The sequence below is a fragment of the Pseudomonas sp. WS 5411 genome, assembly GCF_012985595.1.
GTDB classification, from domain to species: domain Bacteria; phylum Pseudomonadota; class Gammaproteobacteria; order Pseudomonadales; family Pseudomonadaceae; genus Aquipseudomonas; species Aquipseudomonas shahriarae.
This window is the reverse complement of the sequence record NZ_JAARMC010000024.1, coordinates 16,058-40,285: the sequence shown is the minus strand read 5'-3', so window position 1 is coordinate 40,285 and position 24,228 is coordinate 16,058. Positions and strand designations below refer to the sequence as shown.

Genomic DNA, 24,228 nt, shown 5'->3' with positions numbered 1-24,228 from the left:
TAGGCAGACGCAAAGCCCGCATGATCAAAAGACGGTCGGCAACTCAAGCGCCAAAATTAAAGGCAATAGAAATGCGCGGACGCGCCCCTTCAAAACGTCTTACGGAATGCATCAGCCACGACGGAAACATAATGAATGTTCCACTGGTAGCGGCATAAGTCGTACTAAAGCCAGCAGTAACACAATCTTCCACCCTCATGCGCAGCGCAGGATTGTAGGTCGATGCAACCATCCCGCGGGGGTCGATAAACTCAAGGTCACCGCCAACAGCCGGATCTTCCTCTCGCCCGCCGGCATCCACCCAATAAACCCCCGACCAGAATGCCCCCGGGTGGCCATGCAACGCATTGCTGTGCCCTGCCTGGTTAACGTTTGCCCAGGCATTGAGTTTCCATGCAAAACTCGGCTCAGTTAAGCCGTACTGCTCGCTATGCACCGCCGTCAGTTGAGTGGCGAACTCGGTGGCAAAGCCGACCAACGCATCGCAGGCCTGCCCGCCCCATTCCGGGAAGTCGCTCGCCGACTGCCAGCCGCCGTCATTACTACGCTGCGCGCCGCCCAGATCGTCCGCCATGCGACAAGTGATCAGGGTTTTCAGCTCTGCGTTGAGTTTTTCTGCATCGGGGTACTGGAGACTGGCCAGGGGAGTTGCAAACAGCCGTCTGATGTTTATCAGTTCAGGGTTTAGCGGGTTATTACTGGAGTGCATTACGATGCTGACCAAGTTGCGCTAGTTGCAAAAAACTTTACCCGACCCACTAAATAACAGCTGTAAACCTTTGTTAAAATTTACTGGACATTAGTTAACCACACCCTATCAAGTTGCCGAAAAGTCGAATTCAACCTCAGTCCATATAAACCCCCACCGACACACTCAAGCTGAATACTGAGTGATTACCAGCAGTATCCCGAAGCTCACCAGCAAGGCGCCAAAAGCCCGGTCAATCCATTGTCGTGCAGCCATCAGTTTTTCGCGCACCCTCCCAGCGGAAAAGCACAGCGCAATAAGGCTGAACCACAGCACATGCGCCCCCGCGATAAATAGCCCATAGGCCATTTGCACGGTCAACGCGGTGTCCGGTCGTACGACCCCCATAAACAGACTGACGATAAAAATCGATGTCTTGGGGTTCAACGCATTCGTGAGAAACCCGGTACGCAACGCTTCCAGGTCAGACATCGCGGCAGGTGGCGCGTCCAGCTGTTCAGTCGCAGGCCGGGAACGCAGCATCTTGATCCCCAAGTAGACCAGATATGCCGCTCCAGCCAGCTTCAACGCATTGAACAACCAAGGAGTCTGTTGCAGCACCAACCCTAATCCGAGCAGCGTGTAGCCCACATGAACCAGCACCCCCAGGCCGATTCCCACAGCGGTGAGCACACCTGCCCGCCGGGACAGGAGCAAGCCGTTACGAGACACCATGGCGAAGTCCGGCCCTGGACTGATGCATGCAAGGAGTGTGATGGTGATTACTGCTATCCATTCGCCCATGTTGTAGCCTTTGAATTATTGGTTGTGTGAGGCAATATTTGCAGATCCTCTGCTTGGGTAATAACGATGATTTCTGAAGAAAATAGTGACTACAACTCACTGATTTCTGAGACGCGCATGCCCTCCCTGCTTGCATTGCGCTGCTTCGAATCCGCCGCACGCCTGGAAAACTTCGCCCGTGCGGCTGACGAACTGCACCTGACACCCGGCGCCATTAGCCGCGCAGTGCGCCTGCTGGAAGAGGATTTGGGCGTTGACCTGTTCGAGCGACGCAGCCGAAGGGTGTTTTTAACGGAGGCCGGAAGACGCCTGGCAAAAGCCGTCAGTGAAGGGCTCGGGTTGATGAACCAGGCCGTGCGCGGGATACGCAGCGACGCCCGTCGAGCGCGCCGGCTTGTCTTATCCTGCGAGCCAACGCTGCTGATGCGTTGGTTGATCCCTCGCTGGAGCGCCTTCCAAACACATCATCAAGGGCTGGACATTCACCTGGTTGCCGGCGGTGGCCCCTTCTCATTCAACCAGGGCATCGACCTGGCCATACGGCGGGACGATTTCCCACGGCCTCCCGGCTACCATGCCGAGACACTATTCCCAGAGAGGGTCGGCCCTGTATGCCGGCCGGACAAAGTAGCTGAGTGGTTTGGTAAAAACGGCAAATCCCTGCTCGCCTCGGCCCCGCGCCTACAGACGACTAGCCGGCCTACGGCTTGGCAAGAGTGGGCCAACGCAAAAGGCCTGCCCACTCCGACCATGGAAATGCAATCCTTTGAGCACTTTTACTTCAGCATTCAGGCAGCGGTTGCAGGCCTTGGAGTAGCCATTGGTCCGTGGCACCTGGTGCGCGACGATATCGAAAGCGGTGTATTAGCCGCGCCATTGGGGTTTGTTGAAGATGGCTCGCGGTACTGCCTGCTATCGCCGGCAGCCCCCAAGCCAGGCAGCATGGAAATGGCGTTACTTAACTGGTTGCAGGAGCGATCCTAAATGCCAGGCAACATTCACCCAGCGAAGGACAGACAGTGCTTATAGTATTCAGCGGCCTTCCCGGCACCGGAAAAACCACTCTCGCCAAGGACCTCGCCGCGACGACAGGCGCCGTCTACCTGCGCATCGATACCATTGAGCAAGCAATCCGAAACTCCGGAGCGCTTGCCCAAGACGTGGGACGCAGTGGTTACGTGGTCGCTAATGAGCTTGCATTGAGCAATCTCCTGCTAGGCCGCACCGTCATCGCCGACTGTGTAAACCCGGTAAGCGAAAGTCGAGTAGCCTGGAGCGAAACCGCCTCAAAGGCCGGTGTTCGGCTAGTCAATATCCAAGTGATTTGCTCTGATAAAAATGAACATCAGCGACGGGTAGAAACACGGAGGGTGGATATTCCGGGGCTGACGCCACCCACCTGGCAGTCGGTGCTCAATCATGAATATGAAGCGTGGGCCCCCGCCCCGTTTTGCATAGACACTGCCCTGGCTTCACCGGCGCAAGCGGTGTCGATGATCACGAACCAATTCCTGCCCAGGGGAGAAGGTGTGATTAGCGAGCAATGACATCGACAGGGCTGCAAATGTAGGATTTATGCAAAATGGTCTGGAGAGGCATATGGACGTTGCAACACTCGCATTATTCCTGCCCGCCTGCTTTGCACTGAATATGGCGCCAGGGCCCAACAACCTGCTGTCCATCAGCAATGCAACGCGCTACGGATATCGCACAGCCTGCATCGCAGGCGTGGGGCGCTTGCTGGCATTCGCCATCATGATCGCACTTGCTTCGGCGGGCCTGGCGGTGGTGTTGCAAACGTCAGAACTGATCTTCTACGGGATCAAAATAGTCGGCGCGGCGTACCTTTTCTACCTGGCGTATCAGCTGTGGAACGCCGCACCGCAAGCAGCAGCCGAATCAGAAGCCTCTGGGACGGGGTTGTGGGGGCTGGCCAGGCAGGAGTTCCTCGTCGCTGCCGGCAACCCTAAAGCCATCCTGATCTTTACCGCGTTCCTACCTCAATTCGTTGACCCCACGGCAGACGTTGGCTCTCAGTTCCTATTGCTCGGGTTGCTGTTTCTGGTGCTGGAGTGGATTGCCATTGGCGCCTATGCCTATATCGGGCTGCATATGCGCCGCTGGTTTACGCAGCCTCGCGGCAAGAAGATTTTTAATCGTTGCTGTGCCGGTTTGTTGTCTGCGGCTGCCTCGGCTCTATTGATGGCGCGGCGTGCCTGATCCTAGAAACAGGAGCGTTTTATTTTCGAAGCAGCTGCACCAGTGCCCCGAACGCATTGTGTGTAGCACACTCGGGCGAAGCCTGTGTCAGGACGCTGGCCCGGTGGCACTGGATTCTTGCTCTGCCACAACCTGGTTACGCCCCTGTTGCTTGGCGCGGTACAGCAATTGATCTGCCTTCTGGAACACATCATCCATCGAGTCGCCGGCTCGCCAGAGCGCGACCCCCAGCGAGACAGTAATGTGACCAACAGCCTCCAAGGCGGTGGATGCGATCGAGAGTCGTAAACGCTCTGCGATGTCTACAGCGGCAGCGATTGAGCTATCGGGAAGCAGCAAAACGAACTCTTCCCCCCCTACACGGCAAAGCAGATCGCTCGGCCGAGAGTTCTGTTTCATCAGTCCTGCTACCGATCTGAGCGTCTCGTCACCTACGTCGTGGCCAAAGGTATCGTTCACTCGTTTGAAATGATCAATGTCCACAGAAATCACAGCAATCGTCTTCTTCGACTCCAACCACACCGTGAGCGCGTCTTGCATTGCACGACGGTTTGCCAGCCCGGTGAGTGGATCACTTTGAGCCTGGTGGTTGAGTCTGCCGATTTTTTCCTGCAGTAGGCTCACGCTAAGCAAAAGTGCCCGACGTAACTGCCAGCTTTCCAGGTAGTCCACAGGGATGGCACTGATGCGCTCATAGCTTTCCGGCACGTCCAGGCGTCCGGCGCTGTCCGCCAAGCGGGACAACGGGTTGGAGATTCTCGACCCCGACCACCATATTAGTAGCAAACCCAGCAGGCCCAGTGGCACGATCCCTTTAGCCACCTTCAGCGCGGTAACGCTCAAAGTATCCTGAACAACGGCCATTGGTTGTTGCGAGACAATGCCCCAACGGCTGCTGGGTATGCCCGCGTAACCCGCAAGCATTTCATTCCCATCCCGGTCGACCGCCTGGAGTGAGCCATTAGCCTGACTCAGTGCAGCATCTACAATCCGATCATGGTCAATGAGCCTGCCGATTTGTTGAGGGTCAGGGTGGTAGAGCACACGCCGCTGACTGTCTACGAGATAGACATATGCCCCATTTTGTCGACGGTTCAAATCCATCAGCGCTTGAAGCGTATTCTGCTGCTCCAACCTGAGAGCCCCGCCCACCAACCCGAGGTACTGCCCATTTGCATCGAAGACCGGCTGGGATACGAAAACCACCAGATTGCCAGTGATAGAGTGAAATGCATTACTGACCAGTGGCTTGCGCCGCTCGAGCGGTTCGCGGCTTTGAAGAGATTGGCCGTTTAGCTGCAACCGCTCTGGCGCAGATGCGACGATAGTGCCGTCGGCGTTGGTAATCAGCACTGAGTTGAAGCTGTTGTCTTGCTCAAGCAGCCGTCGAGCCTCGACAGCCAACAGTTGGCGATCAGAGAAGTTCTTTGAAACGATGGCCGAGCCATATTCAAGGCGGTCTAGATCAGAACTCAACACCCCTTCTACCGCTGCTGCGATACGAGCAGCGTAAGCTCGGTTGCCTTCCAGCGCGTTTTCAATGAGCTCTCGCTTTTGGATCTTGAACATTACCCAGAATGTATTGGCAAGAGTGACTGCGGCACTGAACAGCGCAAAGGTGAGCAGTACGATGCGTAGGTTCAGTCTGGGTTTCGGCTGAGAAGGCATTCGGTGTTCCAAGGATATGCAGGTCTAATTTGCTGAAGTCTCAGCCATCGGGTAAAGAATGCACGTCCGAGTGCTTCTAGCTATTGGACAACACCTGCAGGATCTTAAATGGTGCAACGTCAATGGTTAGTGTCTCATGCAAAAGCCCCAGTCACCAACGGCTAGTCCCTGATGAACAGGCCTGCCAGCAACTAAGCACCGTGGTTGAGGCGATTGAAGGCGTCGCCCTCGAGCCAATCTCCAACCGACCTAGAAGCCTCATGCCTTGAGCAAACTCGGCTAGGCGCGTTCACGCCGGTATAGCGGACTCTACTGGCGACCGTACTTCCAGGAGCTTTTCCAGTGTCTGACATGCCGACCCATTTTGCTTACACACAACGCTTCAACGCCGTGCTCGCCTACATTGATGCCAATCTCGAAGGCGACCTGTCGGTGAAGACGTTAAGCGGTGTGGCAAACTTTTCGGCATTTCACTTCCACCGACAATTCACCGCGTTCGTTGGCGTGCCGGTCTCACGATATGTGCAACTGATGCGCCTACGCCGTGCGGCACATCGCCTGGCGGCCGTCGCTGATCATTCGGTACTGGACGCCGCACTCGACGCCGGCTTTGAAAGTCCCGAGGCATTCTGCAGGGCGTTCAAGCGGGCGATCGGTATGACGCCGAGTGCGTTCAGCAAGGAACCGAACTGGCAAGTCTGGAATACGGTGTTCGCAATCCCTCACTTTTCCAGGACTATCATCATGCAAGTAAGGATCGTAGATTTCCCTGAGGTCAAGGTAGCAGCGCTTGAGCACCGCGGGCCAGCAGGGCTCGTCAGCGAGAGCGTACGCAAGTTCATCGAGTGGCGTATGCACAGCGGACAGTCACCGCAGGCATCGAGTCGCACCTTTGGCATTCCCTATAACAACCCCGATACGACACCTCCACAAGCGTTCCGCTTTGCGATCTGCGGTGAGATTCATGAGGCTGTGGCGCCAAATGAGTTTGGCGTGCACGCCCTCGTCATTCCTGGCGGCCGCTGCGTCGTGGTGCGCCATACGGGCTCACCGGATCATATTGGCGAAACGATCTATCCGATTTACCGCGACTGGCTTCCCACCAGTGGAGAAGAACTTCGTGACCAGCCGCTGTTCTTCAATTACCTGAGCGCCTACCCCCAGACACCGATGGATCAATGGCAAACAGATATTTATGTTCCAGTGCAGTAGGGGAATAAGCTGCCTTCGACCTTGAGTTGACGGTAGCGAGCGAAAATCGGGGCAGATGTATTTTTAGAGGTAAATCTGCCCCTTTTCACTCACATATCCCCCAACGCTCTCGCAATCAGATCGACAAAATGGAGGTTGATGTGGAGGATCGTAAGCAAAGCCGAGTCGTCGTCATAGGCGCGGGCATAGTGGGCGCGTCCCTGGCTTATCACCTGGCAGGCAAAGGTGCAGATGTTACGTTGGTAGACGCCGGAGATATTGCGTGCGGCGTGACGGGGACCTCATTTGCATGGATCAACGTTTCTCACAGCGGGTTCGACCCTATTGCGCAACTGCGCAGCTTGGTCATCAATGAGTTTCGTCGACTCGACATGGAATTACCCGACCTGAACGTTCGATGGACAGGTGCCCTAACTTACGGCACGAACCTGGATGAAACGCTGCAAAGGGCAGGCAATACAACTGCAGAACATTTAGTGTCCCGCCCCCAGATTGTCGATATTGAACCCAATCTCAAGCATCCCCCTGAACAGGCCTTATACGAAACCCAAGCAGGTGCCTTGGATGCGGTACGAGCAACCCACGCCTTGATTGCAGGCGCCAAAGCGCATGGGGCCAATGTATTAACCCATACACGGGTTCTCGGATTTAGAATGCTGAATACTCGAGTTACAGGGCTCGAAACCACAGCGGGAATAATTGACGCCGATATCGTTGTAATCGCAGCGGGGATTGGTACCAAGAAACTCACCGACATGCTTAACGTTTCTCTTCCTATAGAAGAATCTCCAGCCATTTTTATTCGTTACAAGGCACCCGCCAACCTGGTGCAGACCATAATTTCCAGCCCCGCAATGGAAGTCAGACAAGAACAGGATGGGACGTTGCTAGCCGCAGAGGATTATCTGGGTGATGCCCTGGACAACCAGGCAGAAGCGATTGCGCTACGAACAGCCCAGGCCATCCGGGACGAACTTCATGGGGCTGATTCCATTGAGCCGGAATTGGCATGTGTCGGGCTAAGACCATTTCCCGCTGATGGCATTCCCATTGTCGGTTACTTGCCCACAGTCAGCGGTGTATATGTTTGCACAATGCACCCTGGCGTTATCCTTGCCCCAATAGTAGGGCGTCTGGCCAGCGAAGAGATAATGGACGCCACCGTGGCCCCTGCCCTCGGCCCTTGCCGCCCCGACAGGTTCATTCAACCTTAGTCCGTGCTGGTTGACTCCCTGAACCATGGCCCCATGGAACGTTGATCGCCGGCATCGGACACAGTGGTTTATGGTCGGCGTTGGAGCGACAGTAAAAAGCGCGTCATTGCGCGATTTCTATCCAATCCCTGCTTTGGGTCGATTGCTGCCTGTGGCAAGGGGCAGCAAACGAATGTCGTCATCCATCCTGTCGAGCGGCACCTGCCAGCCACATCAGGAACGCGCTCACATGCACCTGCCGCTCCCACCCTGGCACGCACACCGCAACGTAACGCGGACCAGGCAGGCTTACTTCTGGTCTATAGGCCACTAACTCTCCATGCCTGAGGCTGTCGGCTACCAGTACATTGCTTGCCAGCACCAGCCCATGACCCGCGATCGCAGCGCTCAAAGCAAAATGCTCGTCGTCGAACTCACGCATCTGCGCCGTTTCAAGCCAGGCCTGGCATCCTGCGGCCGCGCACCAGCTTTCCCAATTGATTGAAAAGGGTCCCGGAATTTTCCAGTGCAGGTTGATCAGTTCGACCTGATTTACGTTCAGCGAGGCCACCAGACCTGGGGCGCCGTAAACCGAGAACTGCTCGTTCATTAGCTCCTGACAGAACAACTTCGGGTCATCGCGGCTGACCGAGCGAATAGCAAGATCGACACTGGAATCACGCAGCAGATCGACTAGTTCGTTACGTGTATCGACCCGCACATTGAATTGCGGAAAGCTCCGATAGAAACCACCCAGCCGTGGAATCAACCAGGCTGCCGCCAAGCCCGGCGTAGTGGAAATGGTCAGGGTTTGGGGAACCGTGTCCGGATAAAAAGCCTCCAGGCTGCGGCGAATGTCTAACAATGCGCGATGAGTACGGCGATACAGCAACTCGCCTTCTTCGGTCAACACCACACCTTGTCCAGATCGCTTGAACAGCATCGCTCCGAGACGAGCTTCCAACGTCCTGACCTGGTGGGAAATGGCCGTGGGGGTGACTGAGAGCTCCTCAGCTGCCGCTTTAAAGCTACCCAGTCGCGCAGCCGACTCGAAGGTCCGCAGCGCGTTGAGCGCAAGAGTCGAAAACACGCATCGTTCCCTAGATGAATTGAATTGATGTGCCTGCAATTTATCTCATTTTTCTTGGTGTGTACGGAGCGATACCGTCGCGGGTATTCGATCTACCCACCCTTCGGAAAACACCATGCAAGGACCTTCGCGAAAAATTCTGCAAGCCATCCTCTATGAATCAATCGCTGTTGCGGTGCTGTCGCCCAGCATCTCGTTGATATACGACGAAGGCCTGGCCCATGCGGGTGCGCTGTCGTTGATGTTGTCGGTGTGCGCGCTGCTTTGGAACGTGCTGTTCAACTACGTTTTCGAATGCTGGGAAGCGCGTCAGCCACAGCGCGCTCGCACGTTGGGCAGACGTTTGCTCCACTCACTGGGTTTTGAGGGTGGGCTAGTTCTACTGTTGGTGCCTCTGGTGGCATGGTGGCTGGAAATTTCCTGGTGGGCTGCACTGGTCACCGATCTGGGGCTGTTCGTTTTCTTCTTCTTTTACGCGCTGGCGTTTCAGTGGGTCTTTGATAGGGTGTTTGATGTACCAGAGTCCGCGAAGGAGCAGGTTTCAGTTAACCCGTAATCCGCCCGGAATCCCGATTGGCCCACCTGTAGCAGCACTAGGATTTGTGCATGAAAAACGCCACCAAAGCGATTGAGAACTACATCTTCGGCAAGGACGGAAATCGGCCTGACTTGTTGCGGCATGCTTTCAGTCCAGACGCAACTCTTACCATGCTGGTGCAGACAAGCACCATCCAATTTCCCCCCAACGTCCAGGGGCGCGAAGATATTGCTGAAGTACTGGTACGCAGCTTTAGCCTGCAATATGAGAACGTTTATACATTCTGCTTCGGTGCCCCTCCAAAGCCCGAAGCACATGCTCATAGGTGCAAATGGCTGGTTGGCATGTCAACAAAAGCAACTGGAGAGTTGCGCGTAGGCTGTGGGGAATATCATTGGGTCTTTTCACCGCAAAGCGGCCTGGCCATGCAACTGTCCATTACTATCGAACACATGTTGGAGTGCCCTTCCCAGCATATGCGGAAAATAATGGATTGGCTTCAAGGTCGCAGCTATCCATGGTGTGAACCTGCCGACATGCTCGATTCGGCACCGCCACTCACTTGCCTCCAGCCGGTTCTTGTCTACGTTGCTGCATGACCCCTATGGTTGTAAACGTTCGCGAGCGTACGCGTTTGGCCGATTTTGGCCCTCAAGACAGGCGGAAACCGTCCAAGCGCTGACGTCGCCCCCTTAAACACTACAATGCCGCGATTCATTATTGACGTAGCCTGGCACAAACAAGCATGTGAGCCCGGCTTTATGCATAGGCCTCGACCGTGACGATCTAATGGGTGCTAGCGCTATAGCCAACAACAGGATTTAAGTGGATTGAATTATGAGCAGAATTGATGATTTAAAGATCAGGTACCCGGGAGCCATTGCATGGTCATTTGGAGACACGCCAGAAATGGCAGATGAACTGGCTGAACTTGTCGCTAAAGGAATAAAAACAGCCAGTTGTAGCTCGCTCTCATCGTTCAAACATGAAGATGCAGCACCCGCTATTGGCGGCTACAGCATCATTCTTAACAGCAAGGGCGGCCCTGTATGTGTGATCAGGGTTATTTCGATGCGTATAATTCGTTACTGCGACGTAGATCAAGATTTTGCGAGGAAGGAAGGTGAAGGGGATCTCAGCCTAAGGTACTGGATGCAAGGTCATAAAGATTTTTTTCAAAGAGAGGGTTCGTTCGACGAGGCTATGGAGCTTGTTGCGGAAGAATTTGAGTTAGTGGAAGTACTCTAAAAGATAAGCTCCCCTAAACAACTATCCTTTTCCAGTCATGCCAGCGCTTTGCCGTATTCAATCTTGCGTCGCATACAGCCCGATCAAGCTCTTTTTTCCGCGCCTTCTATAGCTGCTAGGACGCGCGGCGATCGCCCACATCATCGCGCGGTTCTGATGCTCGGCACGCTTCTCCTCACCGGTACAACCCGCATCGCCGCACACATACGTTTGCCGGCGTACTCGGCATCGGCGAAAGGCATCTGTTTCTCGGTGCAAGAGCGCCTCGCATAATGGACGTTATGGCTAAATTCAGCGCCGAGACTTCGCTATTATCCCAGCGCTAAATGCCTCGATTCCGACGGCATAGCGACCATAACGTCTCAGACATTATGCTTAACACCGATAGCGACCTGGAACACCGCGCGCCAGATTCAAAAGCAGCCACCGTAGTCCTCGGCTGACCGGCCTTCGTTTGGCCTTTGGGCCATCGGACTTTTACAGCTAGTCAGCACACCGTTCACCAACACTATGGTGAACTCGATAACTTTGCCCGTCGTAACGCAGCACTGGAAAACACAAGCCCGGGCCACCGACCTCGACATCAGGCCAACCATTACTGCCTTTGCTAGCGAGAAACTCAGCGACACCGCTTTCTTTGAGCATGAGTTTCCAGTGGCCGTCAGGCTGCTGACTTACCAGATAAAATCCAGTACCTGCTTGCCCATAACAGTAAGTGCTGCCTTCGGTAATCAACGCATCCGGTCGGCCGTCACCGTTCAGGTCCTCAACCAATTCCATGGTTACCGGCCTGTAGCTACCAGTTTCCTGAATTTCACACTCCGACGTCTCTTGGTTAAATCCAGCAGCGTGGAATGCTTTTATCTGCTCGCTACGCGGTAGTTCATCTGCCAGCGCCGTAACACTGCTCACGAAACATGCCACCCATAGACCTGACGTAAAACTTCCCTTCATATCGACCGTCCCTTTATGATGCTCAACGTTATTAAGTATCGTGCATGTAACCACACAAGCATCTTGGATAAGTTGGCCGTTTCACATGGGTACGCGTGCGGTACAGCATGCCTTCCGCAGTACCAGCGACGCTAACGACACCATCAGGAAAAACAAGACCACGGACTGCATTTTTACAGGTGCCAATGATCATTTCGACCGCACCCAAGGCTCGGCCTTCACGGAGGTAAAACCGGCGATTAAGCCTCCCTCCAATGGGTAACCTCGCAGCTTATGCGCGCAAGGTCACGGTCAAGCCGATTAACTCAGCACCGTCGTACCTAAAGCTCTTCCTTGCCAAGCCGATAGCCCGACGAAGCTCTAATAAAGCCGCGTCGATAATAAACGCTTCGTAAGGACGACCTCCATGCCCACACTGCGCTCCATCCAGACCCGCTACACCCTGTTCCTGGTGCTGTTCGTCCTGGTGTTATCGGTACTAACCGTCGTCGGCATCGGCCAGTTGGTCGCCCCCACGTTAAAACACACTGAAGAACAGGTGGTGCTCAACCGCATCGCCGAGGTAGCTGTGCAGATCCAGGGCGAACTCAACAAGGTTCAAGCCCAGCAACGCAGCATCACCCAAACCATCCCGCTGCTCGACAGTGACGCCATCGACAAGGTGCTGCCCGGCCTAGTGGATCAGTATGGCGAGCTGAAAGTCTTCGGCGGCGGTATCTGGCCGCTGCCCAACCAGCGCACGCCGGGGCGCAACAAGCACAGCACGTTCTGGCACCGCGATGCCTCGGGCAAGCTGGCGGTGAATACGTTCTGGAACAGCGACGCCGCACCCAATTATTACGACCAGAGCTGGTACAAAGGCGGCCTCGCCTCGCCCCGTGGCCAATGCGCCTGGGCCGCCGCCTACAAGGACGACGCCAGCCAGGAGCCGCGCACCAACTGCGCCATGGCCATCCAGCGGGACGGCGCGGCCTACGGCGTCGCCACCATCGACGTGACCCTGGGCTTTTTCAATGAGCTGGTGGCCAGCAAGGAAAAAGACATCAGCGGCCAGATGCTGATCGTCGAAGGCGACGGCAAGATCATCAGCAACAGCACGCGCATCAGTAGCCCGGTGGTGCTCAAGAACATCAGCGAACTGACCGGCACCTCGGCGTTTGCCGCCCAGGTCAGCAAGGCCCTTGCCCATCGCGACCAGGCCCTGCAGCGCGGTGAATTCGACAACCAGGGAGTGGCCAGCACCTTTTACATGCGCCCAATCGAGGGCACCCCGTGGTTCCTCGCCACTGCCCTGCCCACCTCGCTGATCACCGCCCAGCGTGACGATGTGCTCGGCAGCCTGGCGCTGCTGCAAATCCCGATGGTACTGCTGCTGGTGCTGCTGGCGTTCTATGCGATTCGCAATCTGGTGCAACGCATGAAGTCGCTGCGCACCAATATCGACTCGCTGTCTGCCGGAGATGCCGACCTGACCAAGCGCATCACCATCCGTGCTGAGGATGAAATGGGCGCCATCGGCCACTCGGTAAACCGCTTTATCATCTACCTGCAGAACATGATCGGCGAAGTGACCCAGGCCACGGGCGCCATGGCCTCGGGGCTTGAGCAATTGCAGCAGACGTCGGCGCAGACCAACCGGATTCTGGTGCGGCACGCCTCGGAAACCGATCAGACGGTCACGGCCATCACCGAAATGAGCTCCACCGCCGACACCGTCGCGCAAAACGCCGCTGAAACCGCCTCGTTCACCCAGCGCGCCAACGAACACGCCGACCGCTCCCGCGTGGTGGTGGGCGAAGCCTCGACCAGCGTCAGCGCGCTGATCGGCGAAGTGGCCAGCGCCACCCACACCGTGGAAAACATGCGCCAGGACGCCGCACGTATCACCGAAACCCTCGGCGTGATCGGCGCGATTGCCGGCCAGACCAACCTGTTGGCACTCAACGCGGCCATTGAAGCGGCGCGCGCTGGCGAACAAGGCCGTGGATTTGCGGTGGTCGCCGACGAAGTCCGGGCGTTGGCCGCACGCACCCAGGCCAGCACCTCGCAGATCAACGAGATGTTGGCGCGCCTGACCACTGGCGTGAGTTCGTCGGTGACGGCAATGGAAAACACCCAGGCCAGCTGCCAGTCAGCGGCGGATGCCACGGCACGCGTCAACACTGGGCTGGACGAAATGGCCGGTTCGGTCAGCCATATCAACAACCTCAGCACCCAGATCGCCACCGCCGCCGAGCAGCAAAGTGCGGTGACCGAAGAGATCAACCGCAGCATGGTGCAGATCCGACATATGGTCGAAGAGCTGGTGGAAAGTGGCCATGCCACTGAAACCAATACGCAAAGCCTGCTGGATGCCAATGGCCGGGTGATTACGTTGATGAGCCGTTTCAAGGTGCGCTGATAAATGAGTGAAACACTCCCGTGCAAACCACGGGAGTGGGACGATTCTGGCAGCTCCCGGTGCGGGATCTCGCCACATAGGCGGTGTGTCATGCATGCTGCTGGGCATTCTGTCCATGTGGAGCGGTCAGTCGACTAAAGCGATCAGAGAGCTTGAGCTTGGGCTCCCCAAGCTACACCGCGTAACGATGCAAGCCTCGTCATTGAACCTGGAAATCGAAGGGCTGATTTTTATTCCAGACCAGAATCCACTGAGGGGCCAGAACTGCCGGGGCGCAACAACCGCCCCCATCACAAAGCCGGAGGTGTGCGCCACAGCAGCGCGCGCCATTCCCGCCGATAACGCAAAGATCGTTTGCCTCTGCTCCGCTGTCAGGTCGTTATTGCTCACCTCTCCCTACAGCTGGTTAGCCTACCGCTACCCAATGCTCGTTCCCCAAGTCCTGAAACTTCTGCGCCGGGGCTTCAAAGCCTTTTGACTTGATCGGGCTTGGTTGCTCGAACTCATGCAAGAGCGCCTTGAAATCGCGCTTACGGTCAACGTCCGGCATTGGGACGGCGCTGAGCAGGCGCTTGGTGTAAGGATGTTGAGGGTTGCCCAGGACCTGATCGCGGCGGCCAATCTCGACGATCTGACCGCCGTACATGACGGCCACACGATGACAAATGCGCTCGACCACCGCCATGTCATGGGAAATGAACAAGTAGCTGAGCCGATGCACCTCACGCAAATGCTCAAGCAATTCCAGCACCTGAGCCTGAACCGAAACATCAAGGGCCGAAACGGATTCGTCGGCGATGATGACTTTCGGGTTGAGCGCCAGCGCCCGTGCGATACAGATGCGCTGGCGCTGGCCACCGGAGAACTGGTGGGGGTAGCGATACATCGTGTCGACTGGCATGTCGACTTGGCGAAGCAGTTCAGCGACCCGTTCCTGGCGTTGCGCCAGGGGCAACTGGTGGTGAATCAACAAAGGCTCGCCCACCAGTTCCAGGATGTTCTTGCGTGGGTTCAAGGCCGCATAGGGGTCCTGAAACACCATCTGGATATCCCGCCGCACCGCATGAAGGTCGGCGCCTTGCAGGCCGTTGAGCTCTTTGCCGAACAACTTCACGCTGCCCTGGTAAGCCTGCATGTTCATCAGGGCCTTGCCCGTACTGGACTTGCCGCAACCGCTCTCCCCCACCAGCCCCAGCGTTTCGCCCTGGCGCAACTCGAAGTTGACGCCCTCGACCGCATGCACTTGCCGGTTCTCCTCAAACCAGCCGGTACGCACGGGAAAACGTACGGACAAATCGCGAACCTGCAAAATCACCGGCTGCTGGCTGATGTTCTCCGGTTGACCCACGGTGCCCAACACCGGAACGGCTGCGAGCAATTTACGCGTGTAGTCTGCCTGCGGCTGTGTAAACAGTTGACGCACCGGTGCCTGTTCTTCGGTACGGCCATGATTCATGACGACCACTTGGTCGGCCATTTCCGCGACCACGCCCATGTCGTGAGTGATCATCAGCAAGCTGGTGCCGTACACCTGCTGCAACTCGCGCATCAATTCCAGAATCTGCGCCTGAATAGTGACGTCGAGCGCTGTGGTCGGTTCATCAGCAATCAACACCTTGGGCCGGCAAAGCATGGCCATCGCGATCATCACACGCTGGCGCATGCCACCGGAGAGTTCATGGGGGTACTGCTGTAGACGTTTTTCGACCTGCGGCATGCGTACCGACGCCAGCATTTCCTTGACTCGCAGGCGTAGGGCCTGACGCCCCAACGGTTCGTGGCGCAGCAGCGTTTCCTCCAACTGCTGACCAACGGTCATCAGCGGATTCAGCGAGGTCATCGGTTCCTGGAAAATCATGCCAATCTCTTTGCCACGCAACTGCTGAAGTTCGCGCTCAGGCATCCCGATCAGGTTGCGCTCGGCAAACCTGATCGCACCCTCCGCCACCCGCACGGCCTTAGGCAACAGCCCCATGATCGCCAACGACGACAGTGATTTTCCGCTACCGGACTCTCCGGCGATACACAGCGTCTGTCCCGGATACAGGTCGAAATTAAGGTTATCGACCACCCGCCGGGGCGTGGCCCCCAGGCCGACATCAATGGATAAATGCTGCACCGACAGAATCGGCTTGGAGATCCCGTTACTCATCAAAGCTCCTCGCGATTGAAGCGGCATACATCAAGCCGCTCGCAATGAAAACGCATCAGGCAAACACGACTTTCGGGAAGTAGAACGACACCACCCAGTTGGGCAGGTCGACAACTTCACTGATACGCAGATCGCCGCATACCGAACACAACATATAGGCCTGCTCTGCCGGCATACCGTGTTCACGGCACAGCCAGTCGATGGTATTGCTCACGGCTTGACGCGCCGCTTGCATCAGGTCCGGGCCGATCCCGGTGAACGCTTCGTAGCCGGCAGAATCGAGGTGGCGTGTGACCGGGCCAGGTGTGCTGAAGCGCGGGGTTGCCAGCGGGGTATCCTTGATCAGGTCGATTTTCACCACCACGTCCATGGCGCTTTCAATCGCGGTGCCACACACCTCTCCATCACCTTGTGCCGCGTGGGTATCACCGATCGACAGCAATGCGCCACTGACCTCCACCGGCAAGTACAACGTGGTGCCAGCGGACAGGTCCCGGATGTCCAGATTGCCGCCGACCCGGCGTGGTGGAACCACCGAATGTAACCCCGCCTGCGCTGGGGCCAGGCCGATGGTGCCAGCGAAAGGTTTGAGCGGCACACGGGCAAAATCACTGAACGCCGCAGGGGCCAGGTTGACCTTGTCGTAATGCCACAGGGCCAGGGCCGGGTCCTTGAACTGGTCGGCCAGCAGGCCGAAGCCCGGAATATTCGCCGTCCAGCCAAAGCCGCTGGGCTTGAAACTGTCGAGGGTAATTTTGAGCACATCTCCTGGTTCAGCCCCTTCGACGAAAATAGGCCCGGTAACCGGGTTGATTTTGTCGAACGGTACCTTGCCCACGTCACTCACCACCGAGTTGGGCGTAAAGAACCCGTTGGACGAATCAAGGCAGCAGAATTCAAGCATAGAGCCCGGCGTTACCCGTGCGGTTGGTTCGAAGCGGTTGTCCCAGCCAAAATGGCTGTTGACACTATGAATGGTCTTGACCAGGCAGTTCTGGCACATAAGGGAAGGTCTCCGCGTTGAAGGCCACACCTTTTGGCAGGCGTGGCAAAGGCTGATCGTCAGGTCGACCGCGCGTTACTTGAGGTAGATGTAGTCGTAGTTGACCGGCACGTGAACCGGGTCGACGTACAGCGAATCGGAGCCGCCCATGCGCGCAGAACGCACGGTGAAGCGCTGCTCGTTGAAGATTGGCACCCACGGCGCGTCAGCCATCACGTCGATGAAGATTTTCTTCCACCGCGCGATGCGCTCGGCTTGTTGCTCCGGCTTGGCCATGCTGTCGGCTTTGGCCGCCAGTGCATCCAGCGTCTTGTTGCAATACAGTGCCCAGTTCCAGCCGCCGTCAATCGCACCGCCGCAGCCCAGGATCGGCCCGTAGAAGTTCGACGGGTCCGGGAAGTCGGCAATCCAGGCCATGCCACCTGACCACACCATCGGTGCCTGATCCTTGGAACTGCCGGCTGCAATCACGTTGGCTTGTGCCAGGGATTTGATCTGCGCCCGGATACCGACCTTGGCCAGGTCTTGCTGGATGGCTTGGGCGATACGCGGTTGCGGATCGGTGTTCATCACGTACAGTTCGGTGTCAAAGCCCTTGGCGAAACCGGCGTCTGCCAGCAGTTTTTTCGCCGCTTCGACGTCGTAGGCATAGCCTTTATAGTCCTTGTCGTAGCCCGGCATGGCCGGCGGCAGCGGCTGGTTGGCCGGGACCGCACGACCATTGATGATGCGCACGATACGATCCTTGCTGATCGCCATGTTCACTGCCTGGCGTACCTTGAGGTTGTCGAACGGCGGCATCGTGGTTTTCAGGGTCAGGTAGCCGGTTTGCAACTGGTCACCGGTCACCACCAGGTGCTTGAACTTTGGATCGTTCTTGAATTCCAGGAACTTGGCGGGCGGCACACCGTCACCGGCGATGTCGACTTCACCCTTTTGCAAGCGCAGCAGGGCGACCATCGGGTCCTGGCCCACTTCAAAGGTGATGCTGTCCAGGTGCGGCAGGCCAGCCTTGAAATAGTTGGGGTTTTTCTTGAAGACAATCTGTTGTCCAAGCTTCCACTGCTCCAGGCTGTAGGCACCCGTACCGACCGGATGCTTGCCGAAATCGGCGCCCCACTTCTCGACTTCTTCCTTGGGCACCACAGAGGAGAAGTTGATCGCCATCACATGCAGGAACGTCGCACTCGCCTCCTTGAGGGTGATCTTGACGGTATAGTCGTCCACCACTTCAATGCCCGACAAGTGTTCGGCCTTTTGGGTGCTCATTTCGTCATAGCCCACGATCGGGCTGAAGAAGCCGGCGCCCGGGCTCTGGGTTTTCGGGTTGACGGTGCGCTCCAGGGAGTACTTGACGTCGCTGGCCTTGAGCTCACGACCGTTCTGGAACTTCACGCCTTTACGCAAGGTGAAGGTGTAGACCGTGCCGTCATCGGAGATGGTGTAGTCCGATGCCAGGTCCTTGACCAGCTCCGTGGTTCCGGGCTTGTAGTCCATCAGGCTATCGAACAGGCTTTTGATCATCGACCAGTTCTGCCAGTCGTAGCCAATGGCGGGGTCAAGTGTGGCCACGTCGTTCTGATAGGTAATGACTGCGGCGCCACCGTCTTTTGCGTTTGGATCGAAGTCATCGGCCAGAAGATTCCCGGCGAACAATGCAGCCGCGATGGCCAAGGATAATGCTTTGCGATTCATGCTCCAGCCCCTTACCTATGATGTGTTTTTTAGTGTTTTTGGATGTCGATGCGCGGATCGACCCATGGGATCACCAGGTCTGCGACCAGATTGCCCAGCACGATGGCGACCGCTGAAACCGTGGTCACGCCGACAATCACCGGAATGTCCACCTGCTGAATGGCTTGCCACGTCAACTGGCCGATTCCCGGCCAGCCAAAGACCGACTCGACCACCACCAGCCCACCCATGAAGATGCCGATATCGATGCCGATCATCGGGATCACCGGCACAATGGCGTTGGGGAGTACATGCCGCAGAACCACGCGCACCCGGCTCAGGCCCTTGGCCCGGGCGGTGCGAATGAAGTCCTGATGCAACACCTCGATCATCGAGGAGCGCACCATGCGCGAGTACCAGCCGCTGCCGAGAATCCCCAGGGTCAGCGCCGGCAGCAGCAGATGCTCGAACCCGCCATAGCCCCCTAGTGGAAACCAGCCCAGTTTTACGGCGAAGAAGTACAGGAAGAGCATCGCAGAGATGAATTGCGGGGCTGACACGCCGATGAACGAGAGCGCCATAAGCGCCTTGTCGGCCCAACTGTCGCGCCGCAACGCCGCGATCACACCCAGGCTGATGCCGATCAGCAATTCGAAACCAATACCGGCAGCCATCAACTCAAGCGATGGCCGCAGGCGCGAGCCGATCAACTCGGTCACCGGGCTGCGCTGGATATAGGAGCGCCCCAGATCACCTTGCACCAGGTTGCCCAGGTAGTTGGCGTACTGCCGATAGAACGGCAAATCCAGGCCCAACTGCGTACGAATCCCCGCCACCACTTCCGGTGTGGCACTGCGCCCGGCAATCTGGCGCGCAGGGTCGGCAGGCAACATGAACAGCAACAGATAGGTGATGAAGGTCACGCCGAGCAAAATCAGCAACGAATAGCCGATGCGACGAGTGATGAAGGCGAACATTCAGCTTCTCCCTTGCAGGGTAGGATCGAGTTCATCGCGCAGGGCATCACCGACCAGGTTGAAAGCCAGCGACAGCAGGACAATCGCGATACCGGGGAAGAACACCAACCATGGCGCGGAGGTGAAATAGGTCTGGCTTTCAAAAATGATGTTGCCCCAACTTGGCGTTGGCGGCTGGACCCCCACTCCCAGGTACGACAGGGTGGCTTCGAGCAGCACCGTGGTCGAAATACCCAGGGTCGCCCATACCAGAATCGTCGGCAGCAAATGGGGCAGCAGGTGCGAAAACAGGATGCGCAGCGAGCTCGCGCCCAAGGTCCTCTCCACCGCCACGAAGTCACGGGCACTCAAGGCGATGGTCTCGGAGTAGATCACCCGGGCAATCTGCACCCAGTTGACCATGGCGATGACCAACGCAACGATCCACACGCTGGGTTGGAAAATCGCCGACAACGCAATCGCCAACAGCAGCGCCGGGAACGCCATCATCAAGTCGGTAAAGCGCATCAGCGTGCTGCCGATCCAGCCCCGCAGAAAACCTGCGCTCAAGCCCACCAAGGTGCCGATCAGCACGGCCAGGCCGTTGGCAAGCAGGCCGATGAACAGTGAGGTACGTGCGCCGTAGATCAGGCGCGACAGCAAGTCACGACCCAGCAGGTCAGTGCCCAGCCAATACGGCATATCTGGCGGTAGCGGCGCGCCCTCCATTGACAGGCCTTCGACAAATTGTTCGGACGGATCGTGAGGGCTCATCCACGGTGCAAACAGCGCCAACAGCACCACGATGACGATGTACAACAACGACAACGCCACCGCGGGCCGGCGAATCAAGGCGCGCAACACTTTCATTGGCACGCCCCGCCTTGCTGAAGATAATCGGCGGCCATGTCCGCACACAGGTCATCCAGGCTGCGATTAAGGTGCATCGACAGGCTGCGCAGGCGCTCATAAGCCTCGCGCTCGTCAATCTTGTGCTCAACCATCAACCGCGCCAATGCCTGGGCCAGCAGAGGTCGCGCATCGAGGCGCTGGCGCAGCGCTTCGAGGGTTCGCGCATCACTGTCCAATCGCTCACGCAAACTGATCGCCATCATCAGCGTGGTGTAGACAGAGCCCTGGGTAATCGGTTTGTTCAACAAGGCGGTCGCCCCCAGTTCGATGGCGCGCTGGATCTGCGACAGGGTTTCGTGGGGCGTCAACGCCACGATTGGCACACCGGTGCTATTAAGCCGTTGCAGGGTGGCGGGACTGGCGAAGTGCTCCAGATCGACCACGGCGGCAAAGCAGCCTTCAAGCGAATCCAGCGCGTCTTCAAACAGCGCCTGCGGCGTGATGCCCAGGCGTTGCAGGCTTTTCTGCAGACTGGCCAACGTACGCGGTTCGCAGTCAACCAACAGCAACCGACCACTTTCGAAGTCCGGGCGTTTGAGCAGGCTCATTTGACGATCCTCAGGCGGGGCGCTGGCGCAATCGTGCGCAGGCGTTGGAATTCACTCAGGTCAGTGGCAGTCAGGTAAGGATCGGCTGGCAACGATTGCGCTTCACTGTGCAGTACGACAAAGCGCCCTTCGCGCAATTCGGCGATATGGCAAGGCTGGCTGCAGTGATTGTTGTGCGCAGAAATGTTTAACGTGCCGAGCACACTGTGCTGGGGGTGTTCGTAGAGGTAGTTGCAAATGAGCTCGGGATCGTCGCTGCCACACTGGTCCAAGGCCTTTGCAAACAAGTGCAAGGCGACGTACATCCCGGTGTAAAAATGCGACAACGGGTACAGTCCATGTTGGCGGCGTTGCTGCTGGCTGAAAGCCCGGTCTACATCCTCAAAAAATGGGCCGCACGACAACAGGCGCAGGCTCCGCATGACGCCGACTTCAGGCAGCTCGGCTTCCGTCAGGTTGCAGCTCAACACCGGTAGATTCAAGCCGACGGCAAGACACGCCGCGTCCAATTGCTGCAAGAAGACGTAGGAGGACTCACCGACTAGATTATTGAGCACAAACGCCGGTTTTTCAGTTATCAGGGTCTGGATAAGCTCACTGAAGCGAGTCGTGCCCAAATGCACGTACTTTTCCAGAAGCACAGTGCCGCCTGCGACATCGAGCACTTCCCGTGCGACGCGGTTACTTTCCCAACCCCAGATGTAATTCGAACCGATCAACGCAGCGCAAGAACCAAACGCCTGCAAGGCATACCGCAACAACGGGATCAACGTCTGATTCGGACACCCGCCCAGATAAAGGACGTTCTCACTGCTTTCAAAACCTTCATACGGACAGGCGTACCACAACAGGCTCCCGTTCTGCTCGAGGTCCGGAATGATTTCCTTGCGGCTGGCCGAGGTCGTCGCACCAAAAATATGCCGAACCCCGGCCTGCATCAATTGAACAGCGCCTTCGCTGTAACTGTGCAAGAAGCCCTGCGGATTGATATGGGTAACTTGTAAGGTAAATGGGTAATCGGGATTGGCATTGATTTCCTGCAGTGCGTGTGTGGCCCCTGCCAGAGCATTCCGGCCTATGCACTGGTAAGTCCCATCGATAGAGAGCAAGAGTCCGACATCGATTGTGTGGCGCATTTATTCACTCCAAAAAAAAACCTGATAGACCAGTGGACTGGTCGATCAGGCTTCATTACCTGGCGCTTGGGCGCATGATGTAGGCAAGACTTAAAGGCCGGGGCCTGGCTTACTCGTTTATTTCTCTATGGAAAAAGTGTGCCAAATTGGTTTTTTGCTGAAAATCGGCCTTATCCTCAATGCTCATGACAGCCAGCGCACCGGTCTGAGCCGTAGCACTGTATTTTGCACCTAAGAGGTGCACATCAAATGTGAGGTTTTTGACGGGAACACTGCCCGCTTTATGAATGGGTGTGTAACGTAAATTCCCAGGTCGCCGACCTTGGAAACTGACAAACCTCAATAGCCGGTGTAGCGCAACGTAATAAAGGGCACGCTTATGTAGTACGCGCGGCGTAGCAGAAGCGAACCGCCCTTGTATCAATCGGGTGTGGGTTCCATCTAAGACGAAGAACACTAAAAATTAACGCTTCAAGCTAGGGTTAGCAAAGCCAGTTACGGAAGCGATCGTCAACTCTTAGGTAATAAAAAACCCGTGGACCGTTGATCTACAGGGCTTTCAAGATGCAAGCGCTGACGCCATCATCGATGTTCCTCCGGACGTCCTCAAAGCAGTGAATGTCGGTCTCGGTGATTCTTTGAGCATTGAGCGGGTCGACGAATCGATAGTGCTAAATCCAGTCAGTGAGGTTGACGCGAAGACCTAAGGCCGACGCTGTTGAACACGTCTGTTTTCCCAAATCACCAGAAAACCGCTAGCTAAAAGCACGTTTTTTGTACACGGTTATGTAAAGCCCAAGCCAAAATACCTGTGCGGCGACGCCGGGTTTAAATCTCATGCGCGTGCTTTTCTGCCGTGAAAACCACATCCGACTTTTTCAATAATATCGGCCAAAAGCAGGCTGCCATAAAAGTGCGCCTGTGCCTTCGCTGGCTCGAAGCTGATGGGCGATGAGTTTGCTAATCCGCTCAAGTACTTGCTGGCATTGCGATGCGCTATCCTAATCAACTCGTTAAACAAGGAAGAATAATGTGCTCGTCGTCATTTCTGTCGTATCTCAAACTCCCGGCTGTTCTGCTGATTACCTGTCTTACAACCGCTTGTTCCAACTACCACTACAAGGATTACCAAGGCGATTGGGTGCCGGACTTGATGACGCCATATGACCTGTCCAATAACACGGCCAATGCACCGGTGGTGTACTTCGCCACCACCCGCTTTCGCGGGTTGGGAATAAAATTCCATCGACTGTTGCTGGCCACGCATGTGGACGACCAACTGCTAGAGGGCGCCGGGCGGCGCTCGATCCTCGACGTTTCCGGCAAGCAGGCACTGCGCTTGACCCCGGGCAAGCACTCGTTGAGCTGGTGTTGGGTCTCGATGAATGCCTTGGGTACCGGTGGCGCGAAGTGCGGCTTCGGTGCGCGCGATGTGGAGTTCCGTGCAGGCCAGCGATATGTCGTGGACTTCACCACTCGCGACGACATCAATGGGCCTCCTGGGCGTCAGGTCTCGACCATTACTATCGAATCCGAGATTCGAAATCTGGATACCCATGAAGTGATCTACCCGCTGAAAGGTATTGCAAAGCTGGAGAAGGAATAACGATTGCGACGATCACCGTCACAAACTGAGTTGGTCGGTGATCGGAAGCTACGTGGCAGAGAACAGCTTCCGACTGAATGTTGCCCTTAGCGAGAGACTGCAAACGGCCCAAAGCAGCTGCTCTACAAGGCCTGCTATCGACCCTTCACGGCAAGACATGCCAGCCAAGAACGGCCCTAGGACTTCAACTAAATCGGATATGATTACCCGAACGTTGGAGGCATG

General features: G+C 56.7%; 22 protein-coding genes and 1 pseudogene. 10 read left to right on the top strand and 13 right to left on the bottom strand.

The features are described 5' to 3' along the window. Nucleotides 1-43: 43 nt before the first annotated feature. A complete protein-coding gene (locus HBR93_RS22905) occupies nucleotides 44-709 on the bottom strand; it encodes a TIGR02466 family protein (RefSeq protein ID WP_057441982.1) in 666 nt (221 codons plus the stop codon). A gap of 165 nt (nucleotides 710-874) precedes the next feature. Beyond that, nucleotides 875-1,492 carry a LysE family transporter gene (locus HBR93_RS22900; protein ID WP_057445077.1) on the bottom strand — a complete coding sequence of 206 codons (618 nt, stop codon included), beginning with the start codon at nucleotides 1,490-1,492 and terminating at the stop codon, nucleotides 875-877. Between the two features lie 66 nt (nucleotides 1,493-1,558). On the opposite strand from HBR93_RS22900, the gene HBR93_RS22895 reads away from it, so the two are divergent. Genes HBR93_RS22895 through HBR93_RS22885 form a run of 3 tightly spaced genes read left to right on the top strand, consistent with a single transcriptional unit; the run spans nucleotide 1,559 to nucleotide 3,712 of the window. Next, nucleotides 1,559-2,476 (top strand): LysR family transcriptional regulator, encoded by a 918-nt coding sequence (locus tag HBR93_RS22895; RefSeq protein ID WP_169961148.1) that lies wholly within the window; start codon nucleotides 1,559-1,561, stop codon nucleotides 2,474-2,476. Between the two features lie 35 nt (nucleotides 2,477-2,511). Beyond that, nucleotides 2,512-3,039 (top strand): AAA family ATPase, encoded by a 528-nt coding sequence (locus HBR93_RS22890; protein ID WP_169961147.1) that lies wholly within the window; start codon nucleotides 2,512-2,514, stop codon nucleotides 3,037-3,039. Nucleotides 3,040-3,091: 52 nt separating this feature from the next. Continuing rightward, the gene (locus HBR93_RS22885) at nucleotides 3,092-3,712 is read left to right on the top strand and encodes a LysE family translocator (RefSeq protein WP_169961146.1); all 621 of its coding nucleotides are present in this window, start codon (nucleotides 3,092-3,094) and stop codon (nucleotides 3,710-3,712) included. An 87-nt stretch (nucleotides 3,713-3,799) separates the two neighbouring features. Here HBR93_RS22885 and HBR93_RS22880 read toward each other — a convergent pair whose 3' ends face one another. Beyond that, nucleotides 3,800-5,380 (bottom strand): sensor domain-containing diguanylate cyclase, encoded by a 1,581-nt coding sequence (locus HBR93_RS22880; RefSeq protein WP_169961145.1) that lies wholly within the window; start codon nucleotides 5,378-5,380, stop codon nucleotides 3,800-3,802. A gap of 342 nt (nucleotides 5,381-5,722) precedes the next feature. On the opposite strand from HBR93_RS22880, the gene HBR93_RS22875 reads away from it, so the two are divergent. Further along, entirely contained in the window at nucleotides 5,723-6,592 is an 870-nt protein-coding gene (locus HBR93_RS22875) for an AraC family transcriptional regulator (RefSeq protein WP_169961144.1), read from the top strand. A gap of 128 nt (nucleotides 6,593-6,720) precedes the next feature. Continuing rightward, nucleotides 6,721-7,806 (top strand): FAD-dependent oxidoreductase, encoded by a 1,086-nt coding sequence (locus HBR93_RS22870; RefSeq protein WP_169961143.1) that lies wholly within the window; start codon nucleotides 6,721-6,723, stop codon nucleotides 7,804-7,806. Between the two features lie 178 nt (nucleotides 7,807-7,984). Here the strand turns inward: HBR93_RS22870 and HBR93_RS22865 are convergent, their stop codons facing one another. After that, entirely contained in the window at nucleotides 7,985-8,875 is an 891-nt protein-coding gene (locus HBR93_RS22865; RefSeq protein ID WP_169961142.1) for a LysR substrate-binding domain-containing protein, read from the bottom strand. A gap of 115 nt (nucleotides 8,876-8,990) precedes the next feature. On the opposite strand from HBR93_RS22865, the gene HBR93_RS22860 reads away from it, so the two are divergent. From HBR93_RS22860 to HBR93_RS22850, 3 genes are all read left to right on the top strand, one after another. Continuing rightward, complete coding sequence (locus tag HBR93_RS22860) at nucleotides 8,991-9,431, top strand: PACE efflux transporter (RefSeq protein WP_057441996.1); 441 nt, start codon at nucleotides 8,991-8,993, stop codon at nucleotides 9,429-9,431. Between the two features lie 50 nt (nucleotides 9,432-9,481). Then, nucleotides 9,482-10,012 (top strand): hypothetical protein, encoded by a 531-nt coding sequence (locus HBR93_RS22855; RefSeq protein WP_057441998.1) that lies wholly within the window; start codon nucleotides 9,482-9,484, stop codon nucleotides 10,010-10,012. Between the two features lie 238 nt (nucleotides 10,013-10,250). Next, nucleotides 10,251-10,661, top strand: coding sequence for an ASCH domain-containing protein (locus tag HBR93_RS22850; protein WP_169961141.1), 411 nt, complete (start codon nucleotides 10,251-10,253; stop codon nucleotides 10,659-10,661). Between the two features lie 44 nt (nucleotides 10,662-10,705). On the opposite strand, the pseudogene HBR93_RS27085 reads toward HBR93_RS22850, so the two are convergent. Both HBR93_RS27085 and HBR93_RS22845 read right to left on the bottom strand, forming a co-directional pair. Beyond that, nucleotides 10,706-10,874 (bottom strand): annotated as a pseudogene (locus HBR93_RS27085) (IS5/IS1182 family transposase); the annotation flags it as partial. Nucleotides 10,875-11,144: 270 nt separating this feature from the next. Continuing rightward, nucleotides 11,145-11,615, bottom strand: coding sequence for a hypothetical protein (locus tag HBR93_RS22845; protein ID WP_178112245.1), 471 nt, complete (start codon nucleotides 11,613-11,615; stop codon nucleotides 11,145-11,147). 406 nt (nucleotides 11,616-12,021) lie between these two features. Here HBR93_RS22845 and HBR93_RS22840 point away from each other — a divergent pair, with 406 nt between their 5' ends. Then, on the top strand, nucleotides 12,022-14,016 hold the full coding sequence (locus HBR93_RS22840) for a methyl-accepting chemotaxis protein (RefSeq protein ID WP_169961140.1): 1,995 nt from the start codon (nucleotides 12,022-12,024) through the stop codon (nucleotides 14,014-14,016). A gap of 406 nt (nucleotides 14,017-14,422) precedes the next feature. Here HBR93_RS22840 and HBR93_RS22835 read toward each other — a convergent pair whose 3' ends face one another. The 7 genes from HBR93_RS22835 to HBR93_RS22805 form a co-directional block, all read right to left on the bottom strand. Further along, nucleotides 14,423-16,168, bottom strand: coding sequence for an ABC transporter ATP-binding protein (locus tag HBR93_RS22835; RefSeq protein WP_057959796.1), 1,746 nt, complete (start codon nucleotides 16,166-16,168; stop codon nucleotides 14,423-14,425). A gap of 55 nt (nucleotides 16,169-16,223) precedes the next feature. Then, a complete protein-coding gene (locus HBR93_RS22830) occupies nucleotides 16,224-17,171 on the bottom strand; it encodes an acetamidase/formamidase family protein (protein WP_169961139.1) in 948 nt (315 codons plus the stop codon). A 75-nt stretch (nucleotides 17,172-17,246) separates the two neighbouring features. After that, on the bottom strand, nucleotides 17,247-18,866 hold the full coding sequence (locus HBR93_RS22825; RefSeq protein ID WP_169961138.1) for an ABC transporter substrate-binding protein: 1,620 nt from the start codon (nucleotides 18,864-18,866) through the stop codon (nucleotides 17,247-17,249). A 29-nt stretch (nucleotides 18,867-18,895) separates the two neighbouring features. Then, nucleotides 18,896-19,822 carry an ABC transporter permease gene (locus tag HBR93_RS22820; RefSeq protein ID WP_169961137.1) on the bottom strand — a complete coding sequence of 309 codons (927 nt, stop codon included), beginning with the start codon at nucleotides 19,820-19,822 and terminating at the stop codon, nucleotides 18,896-18,898. Further along, nucleotides 19,823-20,671: an ABC transporter permease gene (locus HBR93_RS22815; RefSeq protein ID WP_120732765.1), complete on the bottom strand. Its 849-nt coding sequence runs from the start codon at nucleotides 20,669-20,671 to the stop codon at nucleotides 19,823-19,825. Further along, nucleotides 20,668-21,261, bottom strand: coding sequence for an ANTAR domain-containing protein (locus tag HBR93_RS22810; protein ID WP_057959801.1), 594 nt, complete (start codon nucleotides 21,259-21,261; stop codon nucleotides 20,668-20,670). The genes HBR93_RS22815 and HBR93_RS22810 overlap by 4 nt, the downstream gene beginning before the upstream one ends. Beyond that, nucleotides 21,258-22,397, bottom strand: coding sequence for a transporter substrate-binding protein (locus HBR93_RS22805; protein WP_057959802.1), 1,140 nt, complete (start codon nucleotides 22,395-22,397; stop codon nucleotides 21,258-21,260). Before HBR93_RS22805 ends, HBR93_RS22810 begins: the two co-directional genes overlap by 4 nt. Nucleotides 22,398-23,550: 1,153 nt before the next feature. Here HBR93_RS22805 and HBR93_RS22800 point away from each other — a divergent pair. Next, nucleotides 23,551-24,003: a hypothetical protein gene (locus tag HBR93_RS22800; protein WP_232545803.1), complete on the top strand. Its 453-nt coding sequence runs from the start codon at nucleotides 23,551-23,553 to the stop codon at nucleotides 24,001-24,003. Nucleotides 24,004-24,228: the final 225 nt, after the last annotated feature.